Source organism: Streptomyces sp. NPDC058664 (assembly GCF_042716635.1).
Lineage (GTDB): Bacteria > Actinomycetota > Actinomycetes > Streptomycetales > Streptomycetaceae > Streptomyces.
The window spans coordinates 135,714-159,730 of sequence record NZ_JBHXRW010000009.1; the positions used below are offsets into that span (position 1 = coordinate 135,714).

Genomic DNA, 24,017 nt, shown 5'->3' on the forward strand with positions numbered 1-24,017 from the left:
GGCGGGGGGGGGGTGGGGTGGGGGGGGTGGTGGGGTGGCTCTTCGTTTACCCACCTCTCCCCGGGGGCGGGGGGCCCCTTCAGATCCCCCCCCCCCCCCCCCCCGCGTCCGCATGGCGACTCAGATGAAACCGCCGGGTCGGTGGTAGTGCGTGTCCAGCTTTCGGCGGTACTCGAGGTCGCCGAGGTGTGTCTCCCGGTGGAACTCGGGTGATTCCTTCACCTGGTCCTTGGAGCAGTCGACGTAGATCTTCTGTTCCTGCGGGTCGATGCGGGAGACGAGGCCGGCGGGGAGGAGCACCTCCTTGCCGAAGATCCACACCCCCGTGTCGACCACCAGGTAGGCGTCCCCGACCTCGTCGGAGTGCTTGTCGACCTTGCCGATGCTGCCGTCGGTCGCCTCGACCTTGTAGCCGGTCAGGACCGTGCCGGCCAGATGGCCCGAGGTCGAACCGTAGCTCCACGCATGCTCAGTCACGCGAACAACAACTCCTCCGGTCGGTGGAGGACGACGAGATGGTGTCTGTCGTCCTTCCCTTCTCCGTGTCGGTACGGGCGGACCTCGTGTCCCGCCCACGGTCCGCCTGCCCCGCCCTCATGCTCTCATTCGTGCCACTTGGCCCTGTTTTTCCTCTTCCTTGGTTTTCCCTGCTTCCCCGGTCTTTCCGGAGCCCGTCACGCTGCCCAGCCAGCCGAGGGCGAAGCCGACGGGAACGGAGAAGGGGACGACCGACTGGAGCGGCAGCCAGGCGAAGTCGTGGCCGGGGAGGAGGGAGGAGGGCAGGCCCGAGACCACGGGGGTGAAGGCCTGCAGCACGAGGACGCAGCCGGCGCCGCCCGCGAGCGTCCACAGCAGTCCCCGTTCCGTGAAACGGCTCCAGAAGAGGGTGTAGACCAGGGCCGGCAGAAGGCTGGAGGCCGCGAGGGCGAGGGCCACCCAGCTGAACATCTGGATGTTCCAGTCGAGGGCCGCGTAGGTGAGCGCCATGCCGGCCGCGCTCACGGCGACGGCGCCCCAACGGGCGGTACTGATCTCCACCCCCTTGTCCAGGACGTCCGTACGGCGCAGCACCTGCCGGTAGAGGTCGTGGCCGACCGCCGCCGAGGCCGTCAGGGTGATGCCCGCGATCACCGCGAGGGACGTGGCGAAGACGGCGGTGGCGACGAGGACGAAGAGCACGGCGCCCGCCGCCGTGCCGGGGCCGCCGGCGAGGACCCCGGTGGTGAGCATCAGGGCGCCGGTGCCGCCCGGGCTGACCGCGGCCAGCTTCGCTCCGCCGACGGTCGCCGCGGTGCCGAGGCCGATCACCACGGTGAACACGATGACCGTCGTGACGACGAGCAGCGCGCCACGGACCGAGCGGCGTGCCGCCGCGGGGCCGGGGGTGGCGTGCAGGCGCATCAGGACGTGCGGCATGACGGCCGCGCCGAGCACGATGCTGAGCTGGAGCCCGACGAAGTCGAAGGTCCAGCTGGCGCTGGGGTTGGAGCGCTGGAGCAGCCCGGGACGCAGATACGCGGAACCGGCGCCGTTGTGGTCGCGCGCCGCGTCGAGCAGGGCGGCGGGACTCCAGCCGAAACGGGCGAGGAGCGCACCGGCGACCAGGGTCAGCGCGACGAGGACGACGACCGACTTCGCGCTCTGCAGGGCGGTCGCGCCGCGCATCCCGCCGACCGCGGTCGCGCAGGTGATGAGCACGCCGGTCATCACGGCGATCGTCCGCTGCGCCCCCACCGTCTCCAGGCCGAGGAGCTGGGCGGTCACGAGCGCCACGGCCGAGAGCTGGACGACGAGGTAGAGCAGGCACACGAGCAGGGTGACGACCGCCGCCGTGATCCGGACCGCCGTGCCCGGCGCCCGGTCCGCGAAGACGTCGGCGAGCGTGAAGCGTCCGCGCGCCCGCAGCCGCCCGGCGAGGAAGTGGAGCACGGCCAGGGCGGCCAGGGTGCTGCCCGCGACGAACAGCCCGTCGAAACCCATCAGGGCGACGGTCCCCGCCGTCCCCACCACGGTCGCCGACGAGACGTAGTCCCCGGCGAGCGCGAGGCTGTTGCGCACGGGTTTGTCGCGGCGGCGACCGATGTAGAAGTTCTCGGCCTCCTCGCGTTGCGGCCCCAGGAGCAGGCAGGCGAACAGGGCGGCGACGACGACGAGGAGGAAGCCGATGAGGACCGCGGCCCGGGTGTCACCCGTGGACATGGACGGTTCGGCGGCGAGGAGGCTGTGGACGGGCATGGTTCTCCGGAGCGCGTGGGACGGGAACGGGGGCCCACGACAACACGGTGCGGGCCGCCGCGGCAGAGGCACGCCCGCAGACGGGTCACGGGCACACCGGCACGGCCCGGGTCTGTGCGTACGTCCAACACCCGGCGGTGCCAGGGACGTTACGCAGGGGGCGTCGTGCGCCGGCGCCGACGGCCGCGCCGACGTCCGTGAGAGGCGGGGACTCGGGGACGAGCGCCGCGAACAGGTCCTGCGCGGACCGCACGACGTGGCTGTTGCCGACGGGCACCCCCCGGTTCACCGACCTGCTCATGTACCGCCTCGACGTCAACGTCCGCTCCTCCCTGGTCCTCGTCCTGATCACGGCGGTCGACCGTCTGTCGGCAGCCGTCCGGCGCCGGCTGCCGTGACCCACGCGCCGTTCGCCGGTCCGGGGCCTGGTCTGCGACGATCGAGGGATGTCACGAACGTTCGAGGATCTGGTCACCGAGGCGGAGTCGGTCCCGGTGGAGGGCTGGGACTTCTCCTGGCTGCGGGGACGGGCCGACGAGCAGCGCCCGCCGTGGGGCTACCAGCGCACGATGGGCGAACGGATGGCACGCGCCTCGGCCGCGCTGGACATCCAGACCGGCGGCGGGGAGGTGCTCGCCGGGGTGCCGAAGCTGCCGCCGCTCGCGGCGGCCACCGAGTCCTGGCCCCCGAACGTCGCCAAGGCCACCCGCCTGCTGCACCCCCTGGGCGTGGTCGTCGTCGCGGACGAGGACGAGCCGCCGCTGCCGTTCGCCGAGGGGGCGTTCGACCTCGTGGTCAGCCGGCACCCGGTGACCGTCTGGTGGGAGGAGATCGCACGGGTGCTCCGGCCGGGAGGCACGTACCTCTCCCAGCAGGTCGGCCCGGCCAGCGTCTTCGAACTGGTCGAGTACTTCCTCGGCCCCCAGCCGGAGGAGGTGCGCCGCAGGCGCCACCCCGACGACGCCCGCCGGGCGGCCGAGGCGGCCGGCCTGGAGGTCGTGGACCTGCGCTCCGCTTCCCTGCGCACCGAGTTCCTCGACGTCGGCGCGGTGATCTACTTCCTGCGGAAGGTGATCTGGATGGTCCCCGGCTTCACCGTGGACCGGTACCGCGACCGGCTGCGCGAACTGCACGAGCGGATCGCGGACGAGGGCCCGTTCGTCGCGCACACCACCCGGTTCCTCATCGAGGCCCGCAAGCCGTCCTGACCCGCCCAGCCGGAACGGGCGAGAACATGGGGGGCCGTTCCCCATGTCGCCGGGACACCTTCCGTACCAGGATCGGGGGTGCGCCGAGCGGTGGACCGGGTGGTGGAGGAGGGACGATGGCGACGGAGACGGGACAGGGGCGGGCCGGGACCTCGCTGTCGGCGCTCGCACGCTGGTGGGAGGCCGGGCAGCTCTCCGGCGAAGCCGACGGGGGCGGGAACGGCGACGGCGACGGGGGCGGAGGCCGTCCGGACTGGGCCGCGTTCGCCGAGGAGGCGACAGCCGCCGCACCGGCCCGGGCCGTGGCGCCCGCGGCGGAGTATCCGGGGCTCAGCGGTTTCGAGTGGGTACTGCGGCCGTTCACCGCCCGCGCCGGGGAACGGCTGGACCGGGGCGTGTCGGGACGGGCCCGGGAACTCGTCGACATGACCGCCGTACGGAGCGACCTGGAGCGGCAGCTCAGCGGCAGGCTCGCACGGGCGGCTGCGCGGACGCTGGTCCTCGAACTGCACGAGGCCCGGACCGCCGGCCGCCTCGAAGGAGAGGACGCACGGGCCCGTTTCCGGGACTTCCTGGGACGTACGGCGTCCCGGCGCGGCCTCACGGCCCTGCTGGCCGGACGGCCGGTGCTCGCCCGCATCCTGGGGCGTACGGCGCTCGACACGGCGGACGCGGTCGGCGAGGCCCTCGAGCGCCTCGCCGACGACCACGCCCGGCTGACCGCCGGTCTCCTGGAGACCCCGGGCGGGGGACCGGGACCGCTCGTGGGCGTCGAGACCGGCGCCGGGGACGGGCACCGGGGCGGCCGGAGCGTCATGCTGCTGCGCTTCGCCGACGGAACCCGCCTGGTGTACAAGCCCCGTCCGCTCGCCGCGCACCGCCACTTCAACGACCTCGTCACCTGGTTCAACGGACTCCCCGGCACCGCGGACCTGCGCACCCTGCGACTGCTCGACCGGGGCGCCTACGGATGGGTGGAGTTCGTCGCCGCCCGCCCCTGCGACACCGTCGCGGAGGTCGGGACGTTCTACCGCCGCCAGGGCGCGCTCCTCGCCCTGCTGCACCTGCTCGACGGGACCGACCTCCACCACGAGAACCTGATCGCCGCCGGCGCCCACCCGGTCCTCGTCGACGTGGAGACCCTCTTCCACCCGCCGCTGCCGGGCGCCGCCGCCACCGACGACCCCGCCGCCCGCGCCCTCCACGACTCCGTGTACCGGGTCGGGCTGCTGCCCCAGCTCCTGGTGGGCGACCACACCGCCCTCGACGTGTCCGCCGTCGGCGGCGGACACGAGGCGGTGTCACCAGTGGCCCGGGCGGACTGGGCCGACGCCGGCACCGACCGCATGCGCCTGGTGCGCAGGGCGGGAACGTTCGGCGAGTCGGCCAACCGGCCGCGCCTCGCGGGCGGCGAACCCGTCGAACCCGGCGCCCACATCGAGGCGCTCTGCGCCGGGTTCCGCACCGCGTACACGGCGCTCAGCACGGCCAGGGACCAACTCCTCGACGACACCGGGCCGCTGACGGCGTTCGCCGAGGACGAGGTACGGGTGGTGGTGCGCCCCACCTGGATGTACGGCACGCTCCTCGACGAGTCGACCCACCCCGACCTGCTGAAGGACGCCGACGCACGGCAACGGGTCCTGGAGAGCCTGCGGACCGACGCGTTCGGCACGGTGCTCACCCCCGGTCTCGTCGCCGAGGAGATCGCCCAACTCTGGTGCGAAGACGTCCCGTTGTTCACCGCCAGGCCGGGCGGCGACCGTCTGTGGGGCGCGCCGGAGCGGCCACCGGCCGGCCGCACGGAGCTGCCGGGGGCCACCCGCGTCGCCGTGAAGATCGCGGCCCTCGACACGGTCGACCGGCAGGACCAGGAATGGATCGTGCGCGCGGCGATGGCGACGACCTCCCGCACGCCCGCGCACCGGCCCGCCGAGGGTCGGCGCACCCGTACGGCGGACCGCGCCCCGGAACCGGAACGGCTGCTCTCGGCGGCCCGGTCCGTCGGGGACCGGCTGGTCTCCCTCGCGTACCGCGAAGGCGCACGCGGCAACTGGATCGGCCTGGAACTCCTGGACGACCGCTACTGGCGCATCGGCCCGATGCCGGCCGACCTGGCCGGCGGCTACACGGGACCGGCGCTCTACCTCGCCCAACTGGCCGCGCTCACCGGAGCCGCGCACTACGCGGAGGCGGCCAGAACCGCCCTGGCGCCGGTGCCCCGACTGCTCGACGCGCTGCGCTCCCGGCCCGGGGACCTCGGTGCGGTGGGCTCGGGCGCCTTCTCCGGACTCGGCGGCATCGCGTACGCGCTCGCCGGGACGGCACGGCTGCTCGACGACCTGGAGGTCGGCTCATGGGCGTCCGCCGTACTGCGGCTGGCAGGGGAGGCGGCACGGTCCGAGCGGGAGTACGGGGTGGGCACGGGCGCCGCCGGCGGACTCGCCGCCCTCCTCGCGGCCCACGGGGCGGACGCTTCCACTTCTGCTTCCGCTTCCGCTTCCCGTGATGAGGCGCGGGAGACCTGGGGAGCCGCCCGGGCCTGTGCGGACCGGCTCGTCACCGCCGATCCGACGGCCGCCGGACGGGGGTTCACGACGGGGGCCGCCGGGATCGGATGGGCCCTGCTGCGGTTCGCGGAGGCGTCCGAGGCCGTCGCCGGGCCAGGGGGAGGCCCCGCCGGTGCCGGGACCGCCGACCGGTACAGGACCGCGGGTCTGGCCGCGCTGCGGGCGGCCGTCGACGGGGAGCCGGCCCGCGACCGGGCAGCGGGCAAGGGGCCGGAGAGGGGCCGAGGGCCGTACGGGGACCAGGGACCGGACGAGGGCCGGGGACCGGACGGGGGTCGCGGGGGAGTCCCCGTCCGGGCGGCGGTCGACGGCCATGGGAGCGGCGCCCGGGACTCGGCCTGGTGCCGGGGCCGCGCCGGGATCGCGCTCGCGGTGCTCGACGCGCCGGGCGCCCTGGACGACCCTTACCTGGCGGCCTGGGCCCGCGGGGCCGTCGAGGAGCTGGGCCGGGGCCGGCCGGCTCCCGACGACAGCCTGTGCCACGGCGAGGCCGGACTGTGCGAACTCCTGGGCCACACCGCGCTCGCGGAGGCGCGCCCGCACTGGATCCGGCGGGCCGGAGCGCTCCTCGCGTCCGTCGAGGAGACCGGTGCGCGGAGCGGCGCCCCGGGCGGGGTTCCGCACCCGGGCCTGCTGACCGGGCTCGCGGGAATCGGCCACGGTCTCCTGCGGGCGGGGTTCCCCGAGCGCGTACCGTCCCTGCTGCTCCTGCGGACGCCCGGCCCGGGACCCGACCTGTAGCGCCGCGACCGGCGGCGGTACGACCCCACGGAACACACCGACACACCGACCGCACCACCCGTCACACCGCACCACCCGTCACACCGCACCACCCGGCACAGCGCACCACCGCACCACTCGGCACGACCACCACTCCTGCGGACACCAAGGACGAGTGAGGACCCATGCAGATCAGTGACTCGGTGAGGTACGTCGACGGCGGCGCCGGCGCGGAGACCGCGGCCCAGGACCACCCGGTGGGCGAGGTGACGTTCGGGGCGAGCGGGGCCCTCGGACTGCGCAGCAGGCTGCTCGGAACGGCCGGCCTCGACGCCGCCGCCTCCCTGGACATGCCGTACACCACCGGCACCGTCCCGCTGTCCTAGGAGAGGGCGCGCACGACTCGACGAAGTGGCGTGGATGTCGTCTTGACGCGGTGAACGGGGGCCGGGGCGATCCCCGGCCCCCTGCCGTGAGCGAAAAGGACCAAGTAACCTGCGCCCATGCGAGCGACGTCGTCGGTCATCGTGGGGCGGGAAGCCGAGATCGGACTGCTTGACGATGCCCTCGCGGGCGTCGGAAGGGGCGCCGGCCGGGCGGTGTTCCTCGTCGGCGAGGCGGGGATCGGCAAGTCCCGGCTGGCCGGCGAGTGCGCCCTCCGCGCGTACGACCGGGACATGCCGGTGCTGCGTGGCCGCGCCACGTCCACCGGGCTCGTCGTGCCGTTCCGGCCGTTGATCGAGGCGCTGTCCTCACGGTTCCGGGCGGCCGGCGCCCCGGACGACCCCGAACTCGTCCCCTACCGGCCCGCGCTGGCCGGCCTCGTGCCGGAGTGGCGGGCCGGCGCGGTGGCGCCCGGATACGCGATCTCGCTGGTCGAGATGGCGGAGGCGCTGCTCAGACTGCTCGCTGTGCTCGGCCGCGAGCGGGGATGCGTGATCCTCCTCGAGGACCTGCACGACTCCGACACCGAGACCGTCGCGGTCGTCGAGTACGTCGTCGACAACGTGGCGGACCTGCCCGTCCTCCTTGTGGGCACGCTCCGGCCCGACCCCGGCCCGGCGCTCGACCTCGCGCTCGCCGCGGAGCTCCGCAACACCGCCTCGCTGAGGGAGCTGGGACCGCTCGGCGCCGACGCCGTACGGGACATGGTGGACGCGTGCCTCGACGCCGGACCGGGTGAGGTGCCGACGGCCGCGCACCGGCACCTCGCGCAGCGGGCCGGCGGAAACCCTTACCTGGTCGAAGTACTTCTGGCCGACCTGCTCGACACGGGCCGGCTGAGCAGGGCGGACGGCGGGTGGCAGCTCGTCGGCCAGGGCGAGGCGCCGGTGCCGACGGGCGCGGTCCGCAGCTGGGCGCGCCGTCTCGACCGGCTCGACGAGCCGGTACGGGAGCTGCTGCTCATCGCGGCGACACTGGGCGGCCGGTTCTCCGTCGGAGCGCTCAGGGCGGTGACCGGGCTCGACGACCGGGCCCTGTTCGCGCACCTCAGGTCGGCCTCCGAGGCGGGGATCATCGCCCCGGACGGGGCCGCCCACGATGACTACACCTTCCGCCACGTCCTCACGGCGGACGCGCTGCGGGCCTCGCTGCCGCCCGCCGAGCAGGCCGCGCTGGCCAGACGGGCGGCCTGCGCCATCGAGGGGTCCGCCGGCGTGCTGTCGGGCGAGGAGCGCCAGTTGGTGGCGACCCTGTGGCTGGCGGCGGGTGACAGGGCGACGGCCTCCCGGCAGTTCGCCGAAGTCGGACGGCGGATGCTGGACGCCGGAGCGTCGGGCTCGGCCGCCGTGCTGCTCGAACGCGCCCGGGGACTCGCGGCCGACGAGGAGCGCGACGCGGTCACGGTCCGGCTGGCGATCGCCCAGGCCGAATCGGGGCGGCTCGACACGGCCGCCGCGCTGCTCGACGACCTGCCGCCGGTGCCCGCCGGGTCGCGCGCGGCGGAGGAGCGCGCCCAGGCGCACACGCAGGTCGCGTGGGTCGCGACCATGGCGGAGCGGCAGGAGGAGGCGCGCCGCCGCATCCGGGCGGCCCGCGCCCTCTTCGGTGGCGCGCCGAGTCCCGAGCAGGAGGCGGCGCTCGTGGTGGTCGAGGGCCATCTCGCGCTGCTGCCGGGCCGGGACGGCCGCGAGCCGCTCAGGGAGGCGGAACGTTCCGCCAGGCGCGCCGCGCTCACCGCGGAACAAGGAGACAGACCCGTGGTGGCCTGCCGTGCGTGGCAGCTCCTCGCCCTGCTGTCCCGGGAGCACGGCTTCGACGAGGCGGACGCCTGCCTGGTGCGGATGCTGGAGGTCGCCGAGAAGCACCGGCTGGCGGTGTGCCGGGCCGAGGCACTGGTGCGGCTCGGCACCAACGCGTTCATGCGCACCGGGGAGGCGACCCAGCTGGAGACCGCCCGTACGGCGGCTCACGAACTCGGTTCGCTGGCCCTGCTGCAGACCGTCGACGGGCTGCTCGCCATGCAGAGCGTGCTGACCGGGCGCTGGGACCGGGCCACGGAGATCGTCGAGCGGTCCGTGGAGGCGAGCGCCCGCCTCCAGAACCTGTCGGCACACCGCTATCTGCTGCTCGTCGACGCCATGCTCGCCGCCCACCGGGGGCGGGGCCGCGACCAGGAACGGGCCCTGGCCCGGTTCCGCCGCGCGGGCGGCGAGGAGTCGATGCTCGTCCCCCTGCAACGCGGGCTGTGCCAGGCCGTCGGCGCGCTGATGGCGGAGGACGGGGAACGAGCGAGGGCCGAACTCGACGCGGCGGCGGCCTGGGAACGGGAGCACCCGAGCTTCTTCTACCTCAGCGGCCGGTACGGGCTCCGCCCCCTGCTGCGGATCCTCGACGGCGACGGCGACGGTGACCGCGACGGCGGGGACAGGGGCCGGAAGGAGTACCGGGAGGCGCTGGCCTCGCCCGGCGGACAGCTGGCCTGGAACCGGATGTTCCTCGGCATGGCGGAGGCGGTGCTGCGCGGCAGGAACGGCGACCCGGACGGCGCGCGGCGCGCCGTGGAGGAGGCCGGCCGCGCGGCGGCGGTGTTCCCGCAGGCGTGGCATCTCGCCCTGCGGCTGACCGCAGAGGCGGCGCTCACCGACTCCTGGGGCGAGCCGGTCGCGTGGCTGCGGACCGCGGAGGAGTACTTCCACGAGGCGGGCGTACCAGCGGTGGCGGGGGCCTGCCGGGCCGTCCTGCGGCAGGCCGGCGTCAGCGTTCCGCAGCGCCGGGGCGGCCGGGAGCGGATCCCCGCGGAGCTGCGCACGGTGGGCGTCACGCCGCGCGAGTACGAGGTGTTCGCCCTGCTCGGGGAGCGGCCGGGCAACCAGCAGATCGCGCGGCGCCTGTGCATCTCCCCCCGGACGGTGGAGAAGCACATGGCGAGCCTGATGGCCAAGACGGGCTGCGCGGACCGCTCGGCGCTGTGCGCGCTGTCGGCGGAACGGGCGGAGGAGGAGAGACTGCCCGGCTCCACGCCGCAGGCGCGGCCGCCGGCCGCCTGACCGTCACGGACGAGAAGAGCCGCCCCGTCGGGCAGGGGGCGGGGCGGGGCGGGTGGGCGGTTTCGGCGGTCGCGACGCGGTCGTGCTCGTTCCCCGACGGCACGGCACGGTCGGTGGTGCGGCGGTGCGGCCAGGGCGTGTCAGGTGGCTCGGCGGTCGCGGCGTGGTCGTTTCTCCGGCGGCGGCTGCGGGAGCGTCCGGTGCTTCGGCGGTCGCGGCGTGGTCCGTACTCCCGTACTCCTCCCGTACTTCCGTGGTCGCAGCCGCACCCGGTGCTCGCCGCCCGGTGGCCGGAGTGTCGGGCCGTGGGGGCCGGTGGACCCGGGATGGGGGCGCTTCCCCTCCGTATGGGGGTCAGGTCCCCCATGACACGGGCGTCCGCCGCGCGACTCTGCGGGTCCGGCACCGATGTGCGTCGGGCGGGGGCGGCGGATCATCGAGCGACCGACCAACTCCCGTCCCCCTACGGAGGTTCGCTCGATGCCGCGTCCGTCCGCGCGACCCGCAGCGTTACCCGGCACTCTCCGGTTCTCCGTCCTCGGCCCGCTCGCGGTCCATCGGGACGACCAGGCCCTGTCCCTCGGTCCGTTGAAGCAGCGCGTCGTCCTCGCGACGCTGCTCGGCTGCGCCAACCGTCCCGTCTCGGTCGACGCGTTGACCGACGCCGTCTGGCCGGAGGAGCCCCCGCGTACCGCCCGCAAGAACCTCCAGGTGTACGTGAGCACCCTGCGCGCGCTGCTCTCCGAGGACGAGGAACAACGCCCCCGGCTCACCCACACGGGCGGTGGATACGCGCTGCGCGTGGCGGAGGACGAGCTCGACCTCCTGCGGTTCCGCTCCCTCGTACGGGCCGCCGAAGGGCAGGGCCCCGGCCCCGCGGCGCGGCTGCTGCGCGAGGCCCTCGGCCTGTGGCAGGGGCCGCCGCTGGGCGACGACCTCCGGCAGTCGCCCCGACTGGCCGAGGAGGCCGAGCGGCTGGAGCTGCGCCATCTGACGGCGTACGAGAACTGGGCGGAGGCGGAGCTGGGTCTCGGCGGTGCGCCGGAGGTGGCCGAGGGACTGCGCGACCTGGTGGAGCGGCACCCGCTGCGGGAGCGGCTCCGCTGTGCCTGGATGTGCGCGCTGAGCCGGTCGGGCCGGCAGGCAGAGGCGCTCGCGGTCTACGACGACTACCGGCAGCTCCTCGCCCGGGAACTGGGCCTCGAGCCGAGCGGTGCCATGGCGGCCCGGTACCGGGCGATCCTCGCGGGTGACGACCGGGCCGGTGCGGCCGGGGCCGCCGGGCCGCCGGGGCGGCCGACCGCCGAAGGCCGCCGTCCGGCGCCCGTCGTCCTGCCCCCCGATCCCGTCGACTTCGCCGGACACGGTGAGGAACTGCGGCACGTCGTCGACGTGCTGGAGGACGACGAAGCCGGCCGGGTCGTCCTGCTGTCCGGTCCCGCGGGGGCGGGGAAGACCACCCTGGCGGCGCGTGCCGCGCACCTGCTCGGCGACCGCTTCGCCGACGGGCGGCTCTGCGTCTCCCTGCGGGCGGCGGACGGCCGCCCCCGCCCCCTGACCTCCGTGCTCGCCGAGATCGGCGAACGGACGGGCCGTGCCGGGCTGTCCGGGCCCGGGGCGTGGCGCGAGTGGCTCGCGGAGCACCGCGTCCTGGTGATCCTCGACGACGTCCCCGAAGAACGCGCCGTACGGCCCCTGCTGCCGTGCGGCGGAAAGGGCAGGGTGCTGCTCACCGCACGCGGTCAGCTGGGCGGCCTGGCGCCCGTGCACCGGGTGGCCGTCCCGCCCCTCGGCACCGCGGAGGCCGTGCAGCTGCTCGCCGGGCTCGTCGGCCGGAGCCGGGTGCGGGCCGACCGGGAGGCCGCGCTGCGCATCGTGCGCGCGTGCGGGGGGGCGCCGCTCGCGGTCCGGGTCAGCGGGATGCGGCTCGCGGTGCTCCGCCATGTGCCGCTGCGGGAGTTCGCGGACCGGCTGGCCGACCCCGCCGGCGTACTGGACGAACTGACCTCGGGGGACGTGTCCGTACGGCGATGGCTCGCCGACGGCTGGGAGGCGCTGCCGGCGGAGTGCGGCCGGGATGCGGGACGTCTTGCCGCGGGTACGGGGGACGGCCCGTTCGGCCTGAGCGAGGCGGCCGATGCCCTCGGCTGCGACGAGCGGCACGCCGTACGGGTGGTGGAGGCGCTGATCGACGCCGGGATGGTCACCTCACCGGGCGGCGAGGTCACCGCGCACGCGGCGCAGTACGAACTGCCCCACCTGATACGCCTGTACGCCCGTGCCACCCGGCTCGGGGCGCCGGTACCGGCGCCGGGCTGAGAGCGGCCCCCGGGCCGAGTGGTTCGGGCCCGGGGGCGTGCGGCGGTCACAAGGTGGCCGCGAAGAAGGCCGCGAAGAAGGCCACGGAGGTGGTCAGAGGGGCGGCAGCCGTCGGTGCAGGAGGCAGAACTCATTGCCCTCCGGGTCGGCCAGGACGTGCCAGTTCTCGGCGCCGGTCTGGCCGACGTCGACGGGCTTGGCACCGAGCGCGAGCAGCCGCTCCAGTTCGGCGTCCTGGTCGCGGTCGGTGGCGTTGACGTCGATGTGCAGGCGGAGCTTCCCGGTCCGGGGCTCGCTGCTGGGGCTGAGGACGAGCGTGGGCTGCGGGCCGCCGAAGCCGACGCCGGGCGGTCCGATCTCGATGCTCCCGTCGTCGTCCCGGTCGAGTTCGACGTAACCGAGGACCTCGCTCCAGAACACGGCGAGCCGTTCGGCGTCGGCGCAGTCGATGACCAGTTCACTGATCCGGCATGCCATGCCCGTCACTCTACGCGGACGCCCCGGGAGCCGACCGGGACTCTCCGCACTTCCCGGGCCGTGGCTCCGGGGCCGGCAGGCCCACGTGCCGGGCGAGGAACGCGAGGCATTCGGCCTGGAGCGCCACCGCGCGGGACGCGGCCCGGTCGGCGTGGCCGACGCCGTGCTCCAGCCGCAGCAGGACCGGACCGGGACCGGTCGAGGCGTGCTGGAGCGCGGCGCACATCTTGCGGGCGTGCAGCGGATCTGTCCTGGTGTCGCCGTCCGCGGCGGCCAGCAGCACCGCCGGGTACGCGGTCCCCGGTGTGACGCGGTGGTACGGCGAGTAGCCGAGCAGCGTCGGCAGCAGCTCCGGGTCCCGCGCGCTGCCGTACTCGGGCGTCCAGCTGGGGCCGAGGCCCGACAGCTCGTAGCGCGCCATGTCCAGGAGCGGCGCCATGCATACCACGGCGGCGTACTTCGCCGGCTGCTGGGTGAGGGCCGCTCCGACGAGGAGCCCGCCGTTGGAGCCGCCCATGACCGCGAGCCGGCCGGGCTCGGTCCACCCCGCCGCGATCAGCCGGTCGGCGGCGGCGTCGAAGTCGTCGAAGGTGTTCTGCTTGTGCTCCCGGCTGCCGGCCCGGTGCCAGGCCTCGCCCTCCTCGCCGCCGCCGCGCAGCCCCGCCCAGGCGAACACCCCGCCCGCCCCGACCCAGGCGAGGACCTGGGCGCGGTACCGGGGGGACATGGTGCGGCCGAAGCCGCCGTACCCGGTGAGCAGCGTCGGACGCGGCACGTCCGGGCTTCCCGTCGGGGAGATCACGAACATGCGGACCGTCGTCCCGTCCCGCGAGGGGAACGCGACCTGGCGGGTGACCGCGCCGCCGGCCCCGGACGCGTCCGGGGCGTCCCGCTCCCAGCGCGTCACGCGACACGTGCGCGCGTCGAAGCGGAGCACCCGCGGCGGCGTGACGAAGTCGGTGTACGCGAACCAGGCCTCGTGACCGCCGGGCGGCCCGGCCGTGAAGTCGCCGACCGCGCCGGTGCCGGGCAGCGGGACCGTGGCCACCTGCCGGCCCGCCACCAGGTCGTGCACGGTCACCTCGGCGACGGTGTCGCGGGTCCACGCGGCGAGGCCCAGGGGGTGTTCGAGATCCGGTCCCGACAGAACGACGAGGTGGGTCAGCACCGCGTCGGGCCGTTCCGGGATCACCTCGCGCCAGGCGGCGGGGCCCAGGTGGAGTTCGGCCGGCCGGCACGCGACGACCCGGCCGCGGGCGGCGTCGCGGTCGGTGCGCAGCCACACCGGGTCATCGGGGCCGGTGCCGGGCACGGCGTACAGGCGGGTGGCGGCCTCCCTGCCCTCCTGGACCGGCCGCAGCAGCGGCCGGTCGAGCGGGCCCGCGGTGAGGTCGGCGAGGTAGAGGTCGGTGCCGCGGCCGGTGCCGAGCGTGGCCGTGACGCCGAGCCAGCGGCCGTCCGCCGTCACGGAGACGCTGTAGAACTGGGTCCTGTCCCGGCCTTCGCCGAAGACCAGGACGTCCGCGTCGGCCGCCGTCCCGACCCGGTGCAGGTAGACCCGGCGGTGGTAGCGCTCCTCGCCGGGGTTCAGCCGCGGGTCCAGGTGCCGGACGTAGTAGAACGCCTCACCCCCCGGCAGCCAGCCGACCGACGACTTCCGCACCCTGTCCACCGGCCCGTCGACGACCTTCCCGGTCGCCACGTCGATCACCTGGAGGAGCGAGTCCTCCGTGCCGTTCCTCGACATCTGACACGCGAGCAGGTCGCCCTCCACGGACGGCTCCCAGGCGTCGAGCACGGTGCGTCCGGTCGGGTCGAGGACCCCGGGGTCGAGAAGCACCCGCTCCACCCCGCCGTTCCCGCCGGCCCCGTCGGCTCCGTCGGCCCTGTCCTTCCCCTCCGACCCGCCGGTCCCGGCGTCCGCGACCATGAGCACCGGATGTTCCCGGCCGGCGTCCTGCCGCAGCCAGAAGACCCGGTGGCCGCGGACCTTGGGCGACCTGGCGCGGTCGACGGCGTCGAGCGCCGCCACCTCCGCCCTCCACCGCTCCAGTCCGGGCCAGGCCGCGCGCTCCGCCTCGTAGAGGGTCTCCTGCTCCGCGCTCCAGCGGAGCGTCGAGGGGGCCTCGGCGTCCTCCAGCCACCGGTACGGGTCGGGGACGCGCAGCCCGTGGAGCTCCTCGACGACGTCCTGCCGCTCCGCGTGGGGGTACTGGCGCCGTGGCGGTCGCACGTCGTCGGTGGTCACTCGATGCTCCCTCGTTCGTGTCGGGGCTGTCGGGGCTGTCGGGGCTGTCGGAGCTGGTGGGGCGGACGGCGCTAGTGGGACTCATGGGGCGGGCGGTGGGCGGGTGCCGACGCGGTGGCCGTACCGACACCGGCCTCCACGACGGGCCCCTCGGCCTGTCCGCCGGCCGTCTCCGTACCGGGCAGGGCGAGCCAGGCGTAGACGCCGGACAGCACGACGATCAACCCGGACACCGCGAAGATCGTGTCGATCGGGCCGAACCGGAGCCCGCCGACCGAGCCCGCGAAGCCGTGGAGCACGGAGCCGGCGAGCCAGCCGGACAGGACCGCCGAGAGCATCGACGCCAACTTCGTCACCGGATAGAACACGGCCATCACCCGTCCCCGGTAGTCCGGGGGCGCCGCCGCGAGCAGCAGCGGAGCCATCGCGGTGTTCAGGACGGTGAGCGGGACGGCGAAGACGAAGAGCAGGGCGACACCGGCGAGGAAACCGCCCTGCCGGGAGTACGCGACGAGCAGCACACCGCTCACGAGGAGACTGATCCAGGTGCTCCGCCGCGCCCCGAACCACTGCACCACCCGGCCGGCGCAGAGGGCTCCGGTGATGCCGCCCACGCCCATGGCCATGCCGACGTATCCGTAGAGGTGGGGCTCGGCGTGGAGGTTGTCGGTGGTGAAGAAGACGTTGAGGGTGCTCAGCGCGCCGATCCCGAACTGGCCGATGACGGCGAGCAGGAGCAGCGCGACAAGGAACCTGCTGCGCGCGAAGAACCGCAGGCCGTCCGTGAACTCCCGCCGCAGGCCGCCCCCTTGCTTCCCGCTCGGCTTCCCGCCCGGCTTCTCCGGGGAGCCCGCCCCGGCCGGTCCCGCCGGCGTCGGACGCACGCCGATGGAGCGGATCGCGACGTACGACACCGCGTAGGAGAGCGCGTTGAAGAGCAGCGCCCACTGGAGTCCGGCGGTGAACAGGAGGGGCGCGGCGAGCGGCGGACCGATGATCCAGGCCGTCTCACCGGTCGCCTGGGCGATGCCGGCCGCCCTGGCGCGGTCGGCGTCCCCCTTCACGAGATCCGCGAGGATCGCGAAGCGCGCCGGAGAGAAGAACTGGCCGGCCGCGTGCAGCAGGAGCACCGTCACGTAGACGAGGGCGAGCCAGACACCCGCCGGGAGGGCGTCGGTCGGCAGGAACGAGACGACGGTCAGCAGGGCCACCAGGACGCCGCGGACCGCCTCGCTGAGCAGCATCGTGCCGCGCTTGTCCCAGCGGTCGACGAACACGCCCGCGAGCGGACCGATGACGAGCACGGCGGCGCTCGACGCCATCAGGACGCCGCTGACCGCCACCGGCGCCCAGGTCTCGTCCTTCGCGAGGACGGTCGCCACCCACAGCACCAGGGTGGTGCTGAAGACGGCGTCGCCGACGGACGAGACGGCCTGCCCGAACCACAGCCGGGTGTAGTCGCGGTTGATCAGCGTCAGGCGCGGCGTCACGACGGCCTCGGCGACCGGACGACGAGCGCCATGAGGGCGGTCACCAGGGTCGTGTGGTAGGCCTTGCGGAAGAACTCCCCGGCCCCGGCCAGGGCGGACGGGGACGCCATGAGCGCCGCCGACCGCGCCGGGATCGCCCCGTCGGGCCGCTGGGCCCGCACCAGGCACTCCACGGCGGCGGCGCCCGAGGGCGTGCGCAGCGGATCGCTCCCCAGGATGTACTGCGTGAGGACGAGCTCGGCGGCCAGGTCCCACCGGTCGTGCGCCACGCAGTGCCACAGCATCCGGTCGACCAGGTCCGTCGTGTGCGCCGCCGTGTGCACCGGCGCGTTCCCGGTCGGACCGGGAGCACGCCGGCCGAAGTCACCGAGGTAGAAGGCGGTGTGCGTCAGGGCGTACGCCTCCGGGGTGGTGAGCGGCGCCCCGTCCCGCGGCCGCGCGTCCCCGGGACCGGCGGCGCGCGGCGCGACCAGCGGGCTTCGCGGGACGAGCTCGGCGTACGGCTCGATGGCGTGCCGTACGCCCGCCTTGTCCGCGTAGTAGCGGATCTCGATGCGCCGGTACGGTGACCTCCCGCCGGCCGAGAGGAAGCCGGGGTCCAACCGGTCGACCGCGTCCCGGCACAGGGTGTCGTCGATCCCGTCGGGGGCCAGCGCGGCGAAGACCAGCCCGTACGTGGGGGCGTACGCGGGGTCCTCGTCGAACAAGCGCGGGAACTCCGGTTGCTGCCAGAGCTTCCGGACGAGGGCCGTCGCCCCGTCGAGCGCGTCGGGGGTGTCGGGGGCGCCGTCCGGGTGTGCCGCGCGGTGGCAGAGCAGCGCCAGTTCCAGCGCGGCCTTCGCCCTGCCGTGCGTCGCCGGACGGGCGCGCGCCGAGAACGGGTCGAAGTGGTCCAGATTCCCTCCGAGCCAGTCGAGCGCGCCGGCGGAGAGCTGCTCCAGGGGTGCGAGTGGGGGCATGGCTACAGGCGCCCCGTCTCGTGCAGATGGTCGAGCAGAGCCGTGTCCACGACGTCACGGAACCTCGCGAGCGTCCGCGCGTTCTCGTCGTAGCGGTACAGGTCCTGGCAGGCGATCCAGCGGTCCCGGGTCTCCGCACCGGGCAGGTAGCCGTCGTCGACCGTGCCGACCTCCCAGTCGGGTTTTCCCGCGGTCTCCCAGCAGCTGGCCAGGGTGCCGTCGGCGCTCACCACCGCGCCGTAGCGGCCGTCGGCGTGACCGCAGGTGACGCAGGTCTTCCGGGCGCCGGGGCGGCTCACGGTGAAGCCGAGGTCGAGCGCCCGGCGCTGCCAGCGGGTGAAGGCGGCGGGGAGTTCGCCGGTGTGCAGCAGGCTGTTGGCGTATCCGACGCCCACGTCGCCGACCCGGGCGAAGTACAGGGTGCACCGTGCGGGGTCGACCGCGCCGACGAGCCGGTCGATGAGCGCGTCGACCCCGTGGAAGGTCTCCTGGGAGACGTTCACCCGCAGCGTCCACTGGATCGGCGTGACCTCGGAGGCCTTGACGATGTTGCGGACGATCTTGTCGAAGGTTCCGCTGCCGTCCGCCCTGCCGACCCGGATCCGGTCGTGGTCGGCGCGGTCGCCGTCGAAGGTGACCTGGATCGACGTCAGGCCGCGGTCGGCGAGCCGCCGCGCCAGGGACGGGGTGAGCAGGGTCGCGTTGGAGATCATCCAGGCCGAGGTCGGGGCGATGTCCGCGGCACGCTCCAGGAGTTCCAGACAGGCGCGCGGGTTCAGCAGCGGCTCCCCGCCGAAGAGGAGGATCCTGAGCTTCTCCAGACCGACGGCGGCCATCTGCCGCTCGGTGAAGCCCAGGATCGAGGTGATCGTCTCCGAGGTGAGGCGGGTCCTGGCGATCCGGGGCGGCCGGCTGCCGCCCGCCTGGTCCTGCGCGGTGTTCTGGAAGCAGTATCCGCAGCCCAGGTTGCAGTGGGTGCTGGTGAGGACGGTCAGCGCGTAGGCCTTGACCCGGGCGGGGGTGAGCATGCCGCTCTCGCGCAGCCGGTGTTCCGCCTCGGGGCGCAGGCCCCCGTCGGCGGTGACGTGCCGGCCGCCGAGACGGGCCACTCCGCCCGGACCGAGGAACCACCAGTTCCGCTCGCCCCGGAGAAGACGCGCGCCGGAGGGGAGGGCGTCGGAGGGGAGCGGGCCGGGGGAGAGGGCGCCGGCTCGGCCGGTCTCCGACCCCGTCACCGCTCCGGTCGCTGCTCCGGAGCTCGGTACGGGCGCGGGGCCGGCCACCTGCGCGGAGAGCACCGCTCGCTCGGGGCCCACTGCCTGGTCGGTGCTCATCGTGCCTCCCGCACTGCCGGTGCTCCCGCCGTGGAAAGTCCGCCGGTCCGGCCGCTCGTGACGATCAGCGTCGCCAGCGCCGTGACGAGGGTCGCCTGATAGGACTTCCGGAAGAAGTCCACGGGTGTCGCGTCCGCCGGAGCGCGCCTGAGGACGGACCGTCCGGGGATCGCGCCGCCGGGCGACCGGACCTCGGCGAGCATCCGGAACCCGGCCGCTCCCGACGGGGTGTCCAGCGGATCCGCGCCCAGGCAGTACTGGGCGAGCACCAGTTTGCCGACGAGGTCCCACTCGCCGAGCCCCACACAGTGCTCCGTGAGCCGTTCCACGAGACGGAGCGCCTGCCCGCGCGCCTCCTCGGTCAGGCCGGGGTCGCGGAGGCCGAAGTCGCTCAGGTAGAAGACGGTGTGCGTGACCACGCACACGTCCAGGCCGGCCACGGGCAGCCCCTCGGCCCGGGCCGGCAGACTGGCCGCGTACAGCTCCCGGTACGAGGCGAACCGGTGCTCGGCTCCGGCGAGGTCGGCGTAGAACCGCGCTTCCAGGTGCAGGTACGGCGACTTCCGGCGCGGCGCCAGATAACCGTCGGCAGCCAGCCGGGCCAGCACGGCGCGCGGCGCGTCGGTGACGGCCCCGGCCGGTGCCAGAGCCGCGTACATCAGCTCGAACTCCCGGGCGTACCGCCGGTCGAGGGTGAGGAGCCGCGGGAAGTCCGGCTTCTCCCAGGCCCGTTCGACCACTTCGGTCGCCCGGGCCAGGGCGGCGTCGGCGGGCGCGGTCTTCCCCCAGTACCGGCAGAGCAGGGCGAGTTGCAGGAGGGCCTTGACGCGCGGGGTCACCGGCAGCTCGGCGCGGCCGGCCGTGGAGTCGAGGTACCCCGCGTGTTGCCCGATCCAGTGCCGCACACCCGCGGACAGACTCGTCACGGCCTCATCGAGGCCGGCTGGTCGCGTACTCATGGTCCTCCTTCGGGGTTGCGGATGCCTGGGTCGTCGGGGACGCCACGGACGCCCGGGCCACCCGCTCGACGATGTCGGCCGCGCGCGCCGCGCCGCCCTGCGCGGCGAGGCCGACGCCGAGCGCACGGGCGCGGCTCCGCAGACCGTCGTCGCGCCACGCCCGCTCCAGCAGCGCCGACGGGTGCGTGGACAGGCCCGCGGGCGGATGCGTGGACGGGTCCGCGGACGGGTTGTGGGGGACACGTACGGCCACGCCGGCCCGTACGCAGGCGCCGGTGAGCAGCGGCTGCTCGGAGCCGTTGGGCGAGAGCGCGAGGGGGCGTCCGCGCACGAGGGCGGCCAGCACCGGAGCGGAGGTGCCGTTGGCCAGTACCATCCCGGCCAGGTCGACGAACGGGCCCATCCACGGCCTGCGGACCAGCAGGATGTCGGCGCCCGGAGCGGGCCGGGGGTCGGTGGACCGGCCCTGCTCGACCACCGCCTGGAACCGGCCGCCGGTGAAGATCTCGTTGAGCCGGGGCCACAGGCTCCTGCCCCCGAAGAACCGGCCCAGGTGGACGTAGACGACGGGCTTCCCGGACCGCGCCAGGTGATCGCCGACCGCCGCCACCTCCGCCGGGTCGGGCGTCGGCTCCCAGTCGAGCGGACCCACGTGCCGTACCCGCCCGGGGAGTTCCGCGCCCGGGTACTCGAGGTCCGGATCGCCGCGGAGCAGCAGTGCGTCACCGGACAGCGGGTCGTCCTGCCACCGGGAGGCACGCCCCTCGAGACCGGTCTCCTCGCGCGTGGCGGCGTAGATCCGCCGGCAGTCGAGGGTCCGGCTCCGCCGGGTCCTGCCCAGGTGCGGTTCGCCGCCGCCGCCCGACCGGTAGTCCCACAGATGGACCGAGAGCCCGATCACCACCACCGGGACGTCGAGCTCCTCGGCGGCGAGAAGGGCGCCGTTGCACAGCACCGAGGTGACCAGCAGGTCGGCCCCGAAGTCCCGGGCCGCGCGGAGGGTCGCCCGGTACTGCGCCGGACCGGTCTTCCCCCACCAGGTGGCGGAGAACGCCCGACGCCCGCCGAAGTCCTCCGCCGCCGCGAACGGAAGCCCGGCCTCCGTCGCGAAGGGCCCGGCGGTGGACCGGCCGAGAACGCCGACGTGATGACCGCGGCGCCGCAGTTCACGCCCGGCCGCGATGGCCGGGTAGAGGTAGCCGCCGTCGCTGAGCGGGCAGAGCAGGATCTTCACGACGTGCGTGCTCCCTCGGACGGTGGCGGATGGGTGACTGGGCGGCGGGTCCCGCCTGGCGGGCCGGGCACGGGCACGCGTACGGGTCCGGCGCGGGAGGGGAGTGGGCCGCGGGCCCCCCGGCTCCTGGCACGATCTGCCGAGAACCGGGTGGCCCGCGCGGTGCTTCAGAACTCGTCGACCTCGGGTCAGGAGAGGTCGCTGGAGTTGTTGACGATGCAGCCGGCCTCGGCCTCCTCGTCCTCGCTGTGCGCCACGACCTCGATGTCCTCGTCCTCGGTCGGCTGCGGGTTCGTGTTCTCGGGCATGTTCGTCCTCCTCGGTCGGCGGCGTCGCTGCGCCGGCTGGGAATGAACGTACGGATGCCCGGTATGGGAACGCCTGGCCGCCGGTTCGACGCCGGTTCGTCGCCGGTTCGAGGCCGGTATACGGCGACCACGCGGACGTGGAACGGCCCCCGGGCCCGCCCGTACACCGCGCCACGCGGTCCCGTCCGCCCCTTCGACGGGCGCACGGACCCGCGCCGGCCTGGGACCCAACCGATTACCAGGCGTTCCCGAACCGGAAGTGTGGCGCCCCGGGCCACGATCCGGGCGACGCCCCGCGCGCCGCATCGGCGACGTACGGGCACGGAGGAGGAGACGTGGACCTGGCGGAGCTCATCGGCCTGCGGCCGGTGCCCTGCGGCGGCCTCCTGGTGGCGCTCACCCGCCGCTGCCCCCTCAGCTGCGCACACTGCTCCACCGACTCCTCCCTGTCGGTGTCCGAGCGGCCCGACCCCGAGCACCTGCTGCGCTTCGTCGGCTCGTTCGGTACGGAGGACCGCCCGGAGGTGGTCATGCTCACCGGCGGCGAACCGCTGCTGCTGCCCGAGCTGGTCGAACGCCTGGCCGGACACGCGCGTGCGGCGGGTTCCCGGGTGGCCCTGCTCAGCGGCATGTTCTTCGCCCGTGACGGACGCCTCCCGGACCGGATCATGCGGGCGATCACCACCCTCGACCACTTCTCGGCGAGCCTGGACGTCCACCACGAACGCGAGGTTCCGCGTACGGAAGTGCTCCGCGTCCTCCGGACCGTCCTCGACGCCGGCGTTCCCGTCAGCGTCCACCTCACCGGTACAGGACCCGACGACCCGTATCTGGCGGAGGCGGTCGCGGACGTCCGGCGCGTCTTCGCCGCCGAGGTGCCCATGCTGGTCAACGAGGTCCGGCCGCTCGGCCGCGCCGCGGGCCTCGTCCGGGAGACCCCGCCGGGACCGGACGGCTCCCTGGCGGCGCCGTGCGCCCTCGCGGCCTGGCCGGTGGTCGCCTTCGACGGGACCGTGGCCGCCTGCTGCAACCAGTGGACGGTGGACCGGCGTCCCGTACCCGGGCACCTGCGACTCGGCCACATCGCCGAGGACGACTGGCCGGCCGTCCGTGCGCGTTCCCTGGACTCCCCGGTGCTGCGGATGCTGCGCGCCGTCGGCCCCCGGCGGCTGCACGCCCGCCACGGGACCTCACCGGCCCCGAACGGTTACTGCCGCAGCTGTCACGCGCTCGCCGACCACCCCGAGGTCCTCGCGGGCGCGGCCCGTGACGCCGGCGGCCGCGTCGGCGAACTCCTCGACCGGCTCGGCGCGCAGCAGCAGCTGGCCGCCGGACCAGCGGCCCTGGTGCGCCGCCTGGGCTGCGCCCGCTACGCGCACCTGGTCGAGTCGCCTCCCACGGAGGAGGGCAGCCGTCGATGAGCACGTGGAGCCGCCGATGAACACCACCGTGTCGTCCCGGAACCGGAGGAACCGCCGATGAGTACCACCGTGTCGTGCCGGAACCGGGGGGAACCGCCGATGAACCCCACCGCCTCCCTCGCGCTCAGGACCACGCTGACGCCCACCGCGCCCGTGCTGCGGGCCGCGATCGCGTCCCTGTGGCGACCGGACGGGCTGCGGCAGCGGTATCCGCGCTACCTGGCCGCCATGCACGCGCTCGTACGAGCCTCGGTGCCGCTCCTCGAACGGGCCGCCGTACGGTGCGCCGAGCTCGACGACCCGTCGGCGCGGCGCCTCGCGGCGTACTGCGCCCGCCACGCCGAGGAGGAGCGCGACCACGACCTCTGGCTGCTCGACGACCTCGCGGCCACCGGTGCCGGGCCGGACGCCGTGCCGCACCCCGTCGCCGTCGAACTCGCCGGTGCGCAGTACTACCGGATCGAGCACGAGCACCCCGTCACCCTGCTCGGCTACATCGCGGTCCTGGAGGGCAACGCCCCCGGGCCACGGCTCGCCGACCGCCTGGCCGAGACCACCGGGTTCCCCGGCGGCGCGTTCCGCACCCTCAGGGAACACGCGGAGCTCGACGGCGGTCACCTCGACGACCTCTACCGGGAACTCGACGCCCTCGCGCCGACCCCGGCCCTGCGGACCGCCGTCTCCCTCAGCGCGCTGCACACGACTCACCTGCTGACCCGCCTCTTCCGCTCCCTCGCCACCGCTCCCGGAGGACACCCGTGACCGACGACGCCGCTCCGTACGACGCCCCCTCGTCCTCCGCCTCCGGTTCCCCGTACACACCCACCCTGGAGGCGCTCGCCGCCGCGGGGTTCGTCGTCGACGCGCTCAGCGACGAGCAGCACGAGGTCCTGCGCGCGCTCACCCCGGAGGAGCTGGCCCTGCTCGTCGACATCAGGGGACGGCTCGACGCGGCGGCCCCCGAGGTACAGGCCCATGCCGACGTGGCGGGCGGCGCCCTCTTCTGACCGGAGGCGCCCCGCAACCCCGCCGCCGTCCCGTGCC

At 74.8% G+C, this 24,017-nt stretch carries 18 protein-coding genes; 9 read left to right on the forward strand and 9 right to left on the reverse strand.

What is annotated here, in order from left to right; all coding sequences use genetic code 11:
* Nucleotides 1-120: 120 nt before the first annotated feature.
* Together ACFWUY_RS10330 and ACFWUY_RS10335 are read right to left on the reverse strand one after the other, a co-directional pair.
* On the reverse strand, nt 121-477 hold the full coding sequence (locus ACFWUY_RS10330) for a PRC-barrel domain-containing protein (RefSeq protein WP_384104912.1): 357 nt from the start codon (nt 475-477) through the stop codon (nt 121-123).
* A 117-nt stretch (nt 478-594) separates the two neighbouring features.
* Nucleotides 595-2,235 (reverse strand): cation acetate symporter, encoded by a 1,641-nt coding sequence (locus ACFWUY_RS10335; RefSeq protein WP_384104915.1) that lies wholly within the window; start codon nt 2,233-2,235, stop codon nt 595-597.
* A gap of 263 nt (nt 2,236-2,498) precedes the next feature.
* On the opposite strand from ACFWUY_RS10335, the gene ACFWUY_RS10340 reads away from it, so the two are divergent.
* From ACFWUY_RS10340 to ACFWUY_RS10365, 6 genes are all read left to right on the forward strand, one after another.
* A complete protein-coding gene (locus tag ACFWUY_RS10340; RefSeq protein WP_384104918.1) occupies nt 2,499-2,633 on the forward strand; it encodes a hypothetical protein in 135 nt (44 codons plus the stop codon).
* 48 nt (nt 2,634-2,681) lie between these two features.
* Nucleotides 2,682-3,443: a class I SAM-dependent methyltransferase gene (locus ACFWUY_RS10345; protein WP_384104922.1), complete on the forward strand. Its 762-nt coding sequence runs from the start codon at nt 2,682-2,684 to the stop codon at nt 3,441-3,443.
* A 116-nt stretch (nt 3,444-3,559) separates the two neighbouring features.
* A complete protein-coding gene (locus ACFWUY_RS10350) occupies nt 3,560-6,754 on the forward strand; it encodes a type 2 lanthipeptide synthetase LanM family protein (RefSeq protein ID WP_384104924.1) in 3,195 nt (1,064 codons plus the stop codon).
* Nucleotides 6,755-6,918: 164 nt separating this feature from the next.
* Complete coding sequence (locus ACFWUY_RS10355; RefSeq protein WP_384104927.1) at nt 6,919-7,119, forward strand: hypothetical protein; 201 nt, start codon at nt 6,919-6,921, stop codon at nt 7,117-7,119.
* A 117-nt stretch (nt 7,120-7,236) separates the two neighbouring features.
* Nucleotides 7,237-10,224: a helix-turn-helix transcriptional regulator gene (locus ACFWUY_RS10360; RefSeq protein WP_384104930.1), complete on the forward strand. Its 2,988-nt coding sequence runs from the start codon at nt 7,237-7,239 to the stop codon at nt 10,222-10,224.
* Nucleotides 10,225-10,704: 480 nt separating this feature from the next.
* Entirely contained in the window at nt 10,705-12,543 is a 1,839-nt protein-coding gene (locus ACFWUY_RS10365; RefSeq protein ID WP_384104933.1) for a BTAD domain-containing putative transcriptional regulator, read from the forward strand.
* 93 nt (nt 12,544-12,636) lie between these two features.
* On the opposite strand, the gene ACFWUY_RS10370 is transcribed toward ACFWUY_RS10365, so the two are convergent.
* The 7 genes from ACFWUY_RS10370 to ACFWUY_RS10400 all read right to left on the reverse strand — a co-directional run bounded on the left by ACFWUY_RS10370 (nt 12,637) and on the right by ACFWUY_RS10400 (nt 21,244).
* The gene (locus ACFWUY_RS10370) at nt 12,637-13,020 is read right to left on the reverse strand and encodes a VOC family protein (protein ID WP_384104936.1); all 384 of its coding nucleotides are present in this window, start codon (nt 13,018-13,020) and stop codon (nt 12,637-12,639) included.
* Between the two features lie 10 nt (nt 13,021-13,030).
* On the reverse strand, nt 13,031-15,268 hold the full coding sequence (locus tag ACFWUY_RS10375) for a prolyl oligopeptidase family protein (RefSeq protein WP_384104939.1): 2,238 nt from the start codon (nt 15,266-15,268) through the stop codon (nt 13,031-13,033).
* A gap of 71 nt (nt 15,269-15,339) precedes the next feature.
* A complete protein-coding gene (locus ACFWUY_RS10380; RefSeq protein WP_384104942.1) occupies nt 15,340-16,758 on the reverse strand; it encodes an MFS transporter in 1,419 nt (472 codons plus the stop codon).
* Complete coding sequence (locus tag ACFWUY_RS10385) at nt 16,755-17,717, reverse strand: DUF6895 family protein (RefSeq protein WP_384104946.1); 963 nt, start codon at nt 17,715-17,717, stop codon at nt 16,755-16,757. Before ACFWUY_RS10385 ends, ACFWUY_RS10380 begins: the two co-directional genes overlap by 4 nt.
* A 2-nt stretch (nt 17,718-17,719) precedes the next feature.
* Nucleotides 17,720-19,051: a radical SAM protein gene (locus tag ACFWUY_RS10390; RefSeq protein ID WP_384104949.1), complete on the reverse strand. Its 1,332-nt coding sequence runs from the start codon at nt 19,049-19,051 to the stop codon at nt 17,720-17,722.
* On the reverse strand, nt 19,048-20,010 hold the full coding sequence (locus ACFWUY_RS10395) for a DUF6895 family protein (RefSeq protein WP_384104953.1): 963 nt from the start codon (nt 20,008-20,010) through the stop codon (nt 19,048-19,050). The genes ACFWUY_RS10390 and ACFWUY_RS10395 overlap by 4 nt, the downstream gene beginning before the upstream one ends.
* A complete protein-coding gene (locus tag ACFWUY_RS10400; protein ID WP_384104956.1) occupies nt 19,982-21,244 on the reverse strand; it encodes a glycosyltransferase in 1,263 nt (420 codons plus the stop codon). Before ACFWUY_RS10400 ends, ACFWUY_RS10395 begins: the two co-directional genes overlap by 29 nt.
* 643 nt (nt 21,245-21,887) lie before the next feature.
* Here ACFWUY_RS10400 and ACFWUY_RS10405 point away from each other — a divergent pair.
* The 3 genes from ACFWUY_RS10405 to ACFWUY_RS10415 all read left to right on the forward strand — a co-directional run bounded on the left by ACFWUY_RS10405 (nt 21,888) and on the right by ACFWUY_RS10415 (nt 23,980).
* Nucleotides 21,888-22,973, forward strand: a complete 1,086-nt coding sequence (locus ACFWUY_RS10405; protein WP_384104959.1) for a radical SAM protein — start codon at nt 21,888-21,890, stop codon at nt 22,971-22,973.
* 99 nt (nt 22,974-23,072) lie between these two features.
* Complete coding sequence (locus ACFWUY_RS10410; RefSeq protein ID WP_384105043.1) at nt 23,073-23,735, forward strand: hypothetical protein; 663 nt, start codon at nt 23,073-23,075, stop codon at nt 23,733-23,735.
* A 65-nt stretch (nt 23,736-23,800) separates the two neighbouring features.
* Nucleotides 23,801-23,980: an aroma-sacti cluster domain-containing protein gene (locus ACFWUY_RS10415; RefSeq protein ID WP_384105046.1), complete on the forward strand. Its 180-nt coding sequence runs from the start codon at nt 23,801-23,803 to the stop codon at nt 23,978-23,980.
* Nucleotides 23,981-24,017: the final 37 nt, after the last annotated feature.

Bases quoted from the DNA above. Each gene is read 5' to 3' on its own strand.
- ACFWUY_RS10370 (WP_384104936.1), bottom strand. From the start codon at position 13,020: ATGGCATGCCGGATCAGTGAACTGGTCATCGACTGCGCCGACGCCGAA.
- ACFWUY_RS10390 (WP_384104949.1), bottom strand. From the start codon at position 19,051: ATGAGCACCGACCAGGCAGTGGGCCCCGAGCGAGCGGTGCTCTCCGCG.
- ACFWUY_RS10360 (WP_384104930.1), top strand. From the start codon at position 7,237: ATGCGAGCGACGTCGTCGGTCATCGTGGGGCGGGAAGCCGAGATCGGA.
- ACFWUY_RS10335 (WP_384104915.1), bottom strand. From the start codon at position 2,235: ATGCCCGTCCACAGCCTCCTCGCCGCCGAACCGTCCATGTCCACGGGT.
- ACFWUY_RS10385 (WP_384104946.1), bottom strand. From the start codon at position 17,717: ATGCCCCCACTCGCACCCCTGGAGCAGCTCTCCGCCGGCGCGCTCGAC.
- ACFWUY_RS10350 (WP_384104924.1), top strand. From the start codon at position 3,560: ATGGCGACGGAGACGGGACAGGGGCGGGCCGGGACCTCGCTGTCGGCG.
- ACFWUY_RS10410 (WP_384105043.1), top strand. From the start codon at position 23,073: ATGAACCCCACCGCCTCCCTCGCGCTCAGGACCACGCTGACGCCCACC.
- ACFWUY_RS10395 (WP_384104953.1), bottom strand. From the start codon at position 20,010: ATGAGTACGCGACCAGCCGGCCTCGATGAGGCCGTGACGAGTCTGTCC.
- ACFWUY_RS10365 (WP_384104933.1), top strand. From the start codon at position 10,705: ATGCCGCGTCCGTCCGCGCGACCCGCAGCGTTACCCGGCACTCTCCGG.
- ACFWUY_RS10345 (WP_384104922.1), top strand. From the start codon at position 2,682: ATGTCACGAACGTTCGAGGATCTGGTCACCGAGGCGGAGTCGGTCCCG.
- ACFWUY_RS10355 (WP_384104927.1), top strand. From the start codon at position 6,919: ATGCAGATCAGTGACTCGGTGAGGTACGTCGACGGCGGCGCCGGCGCG.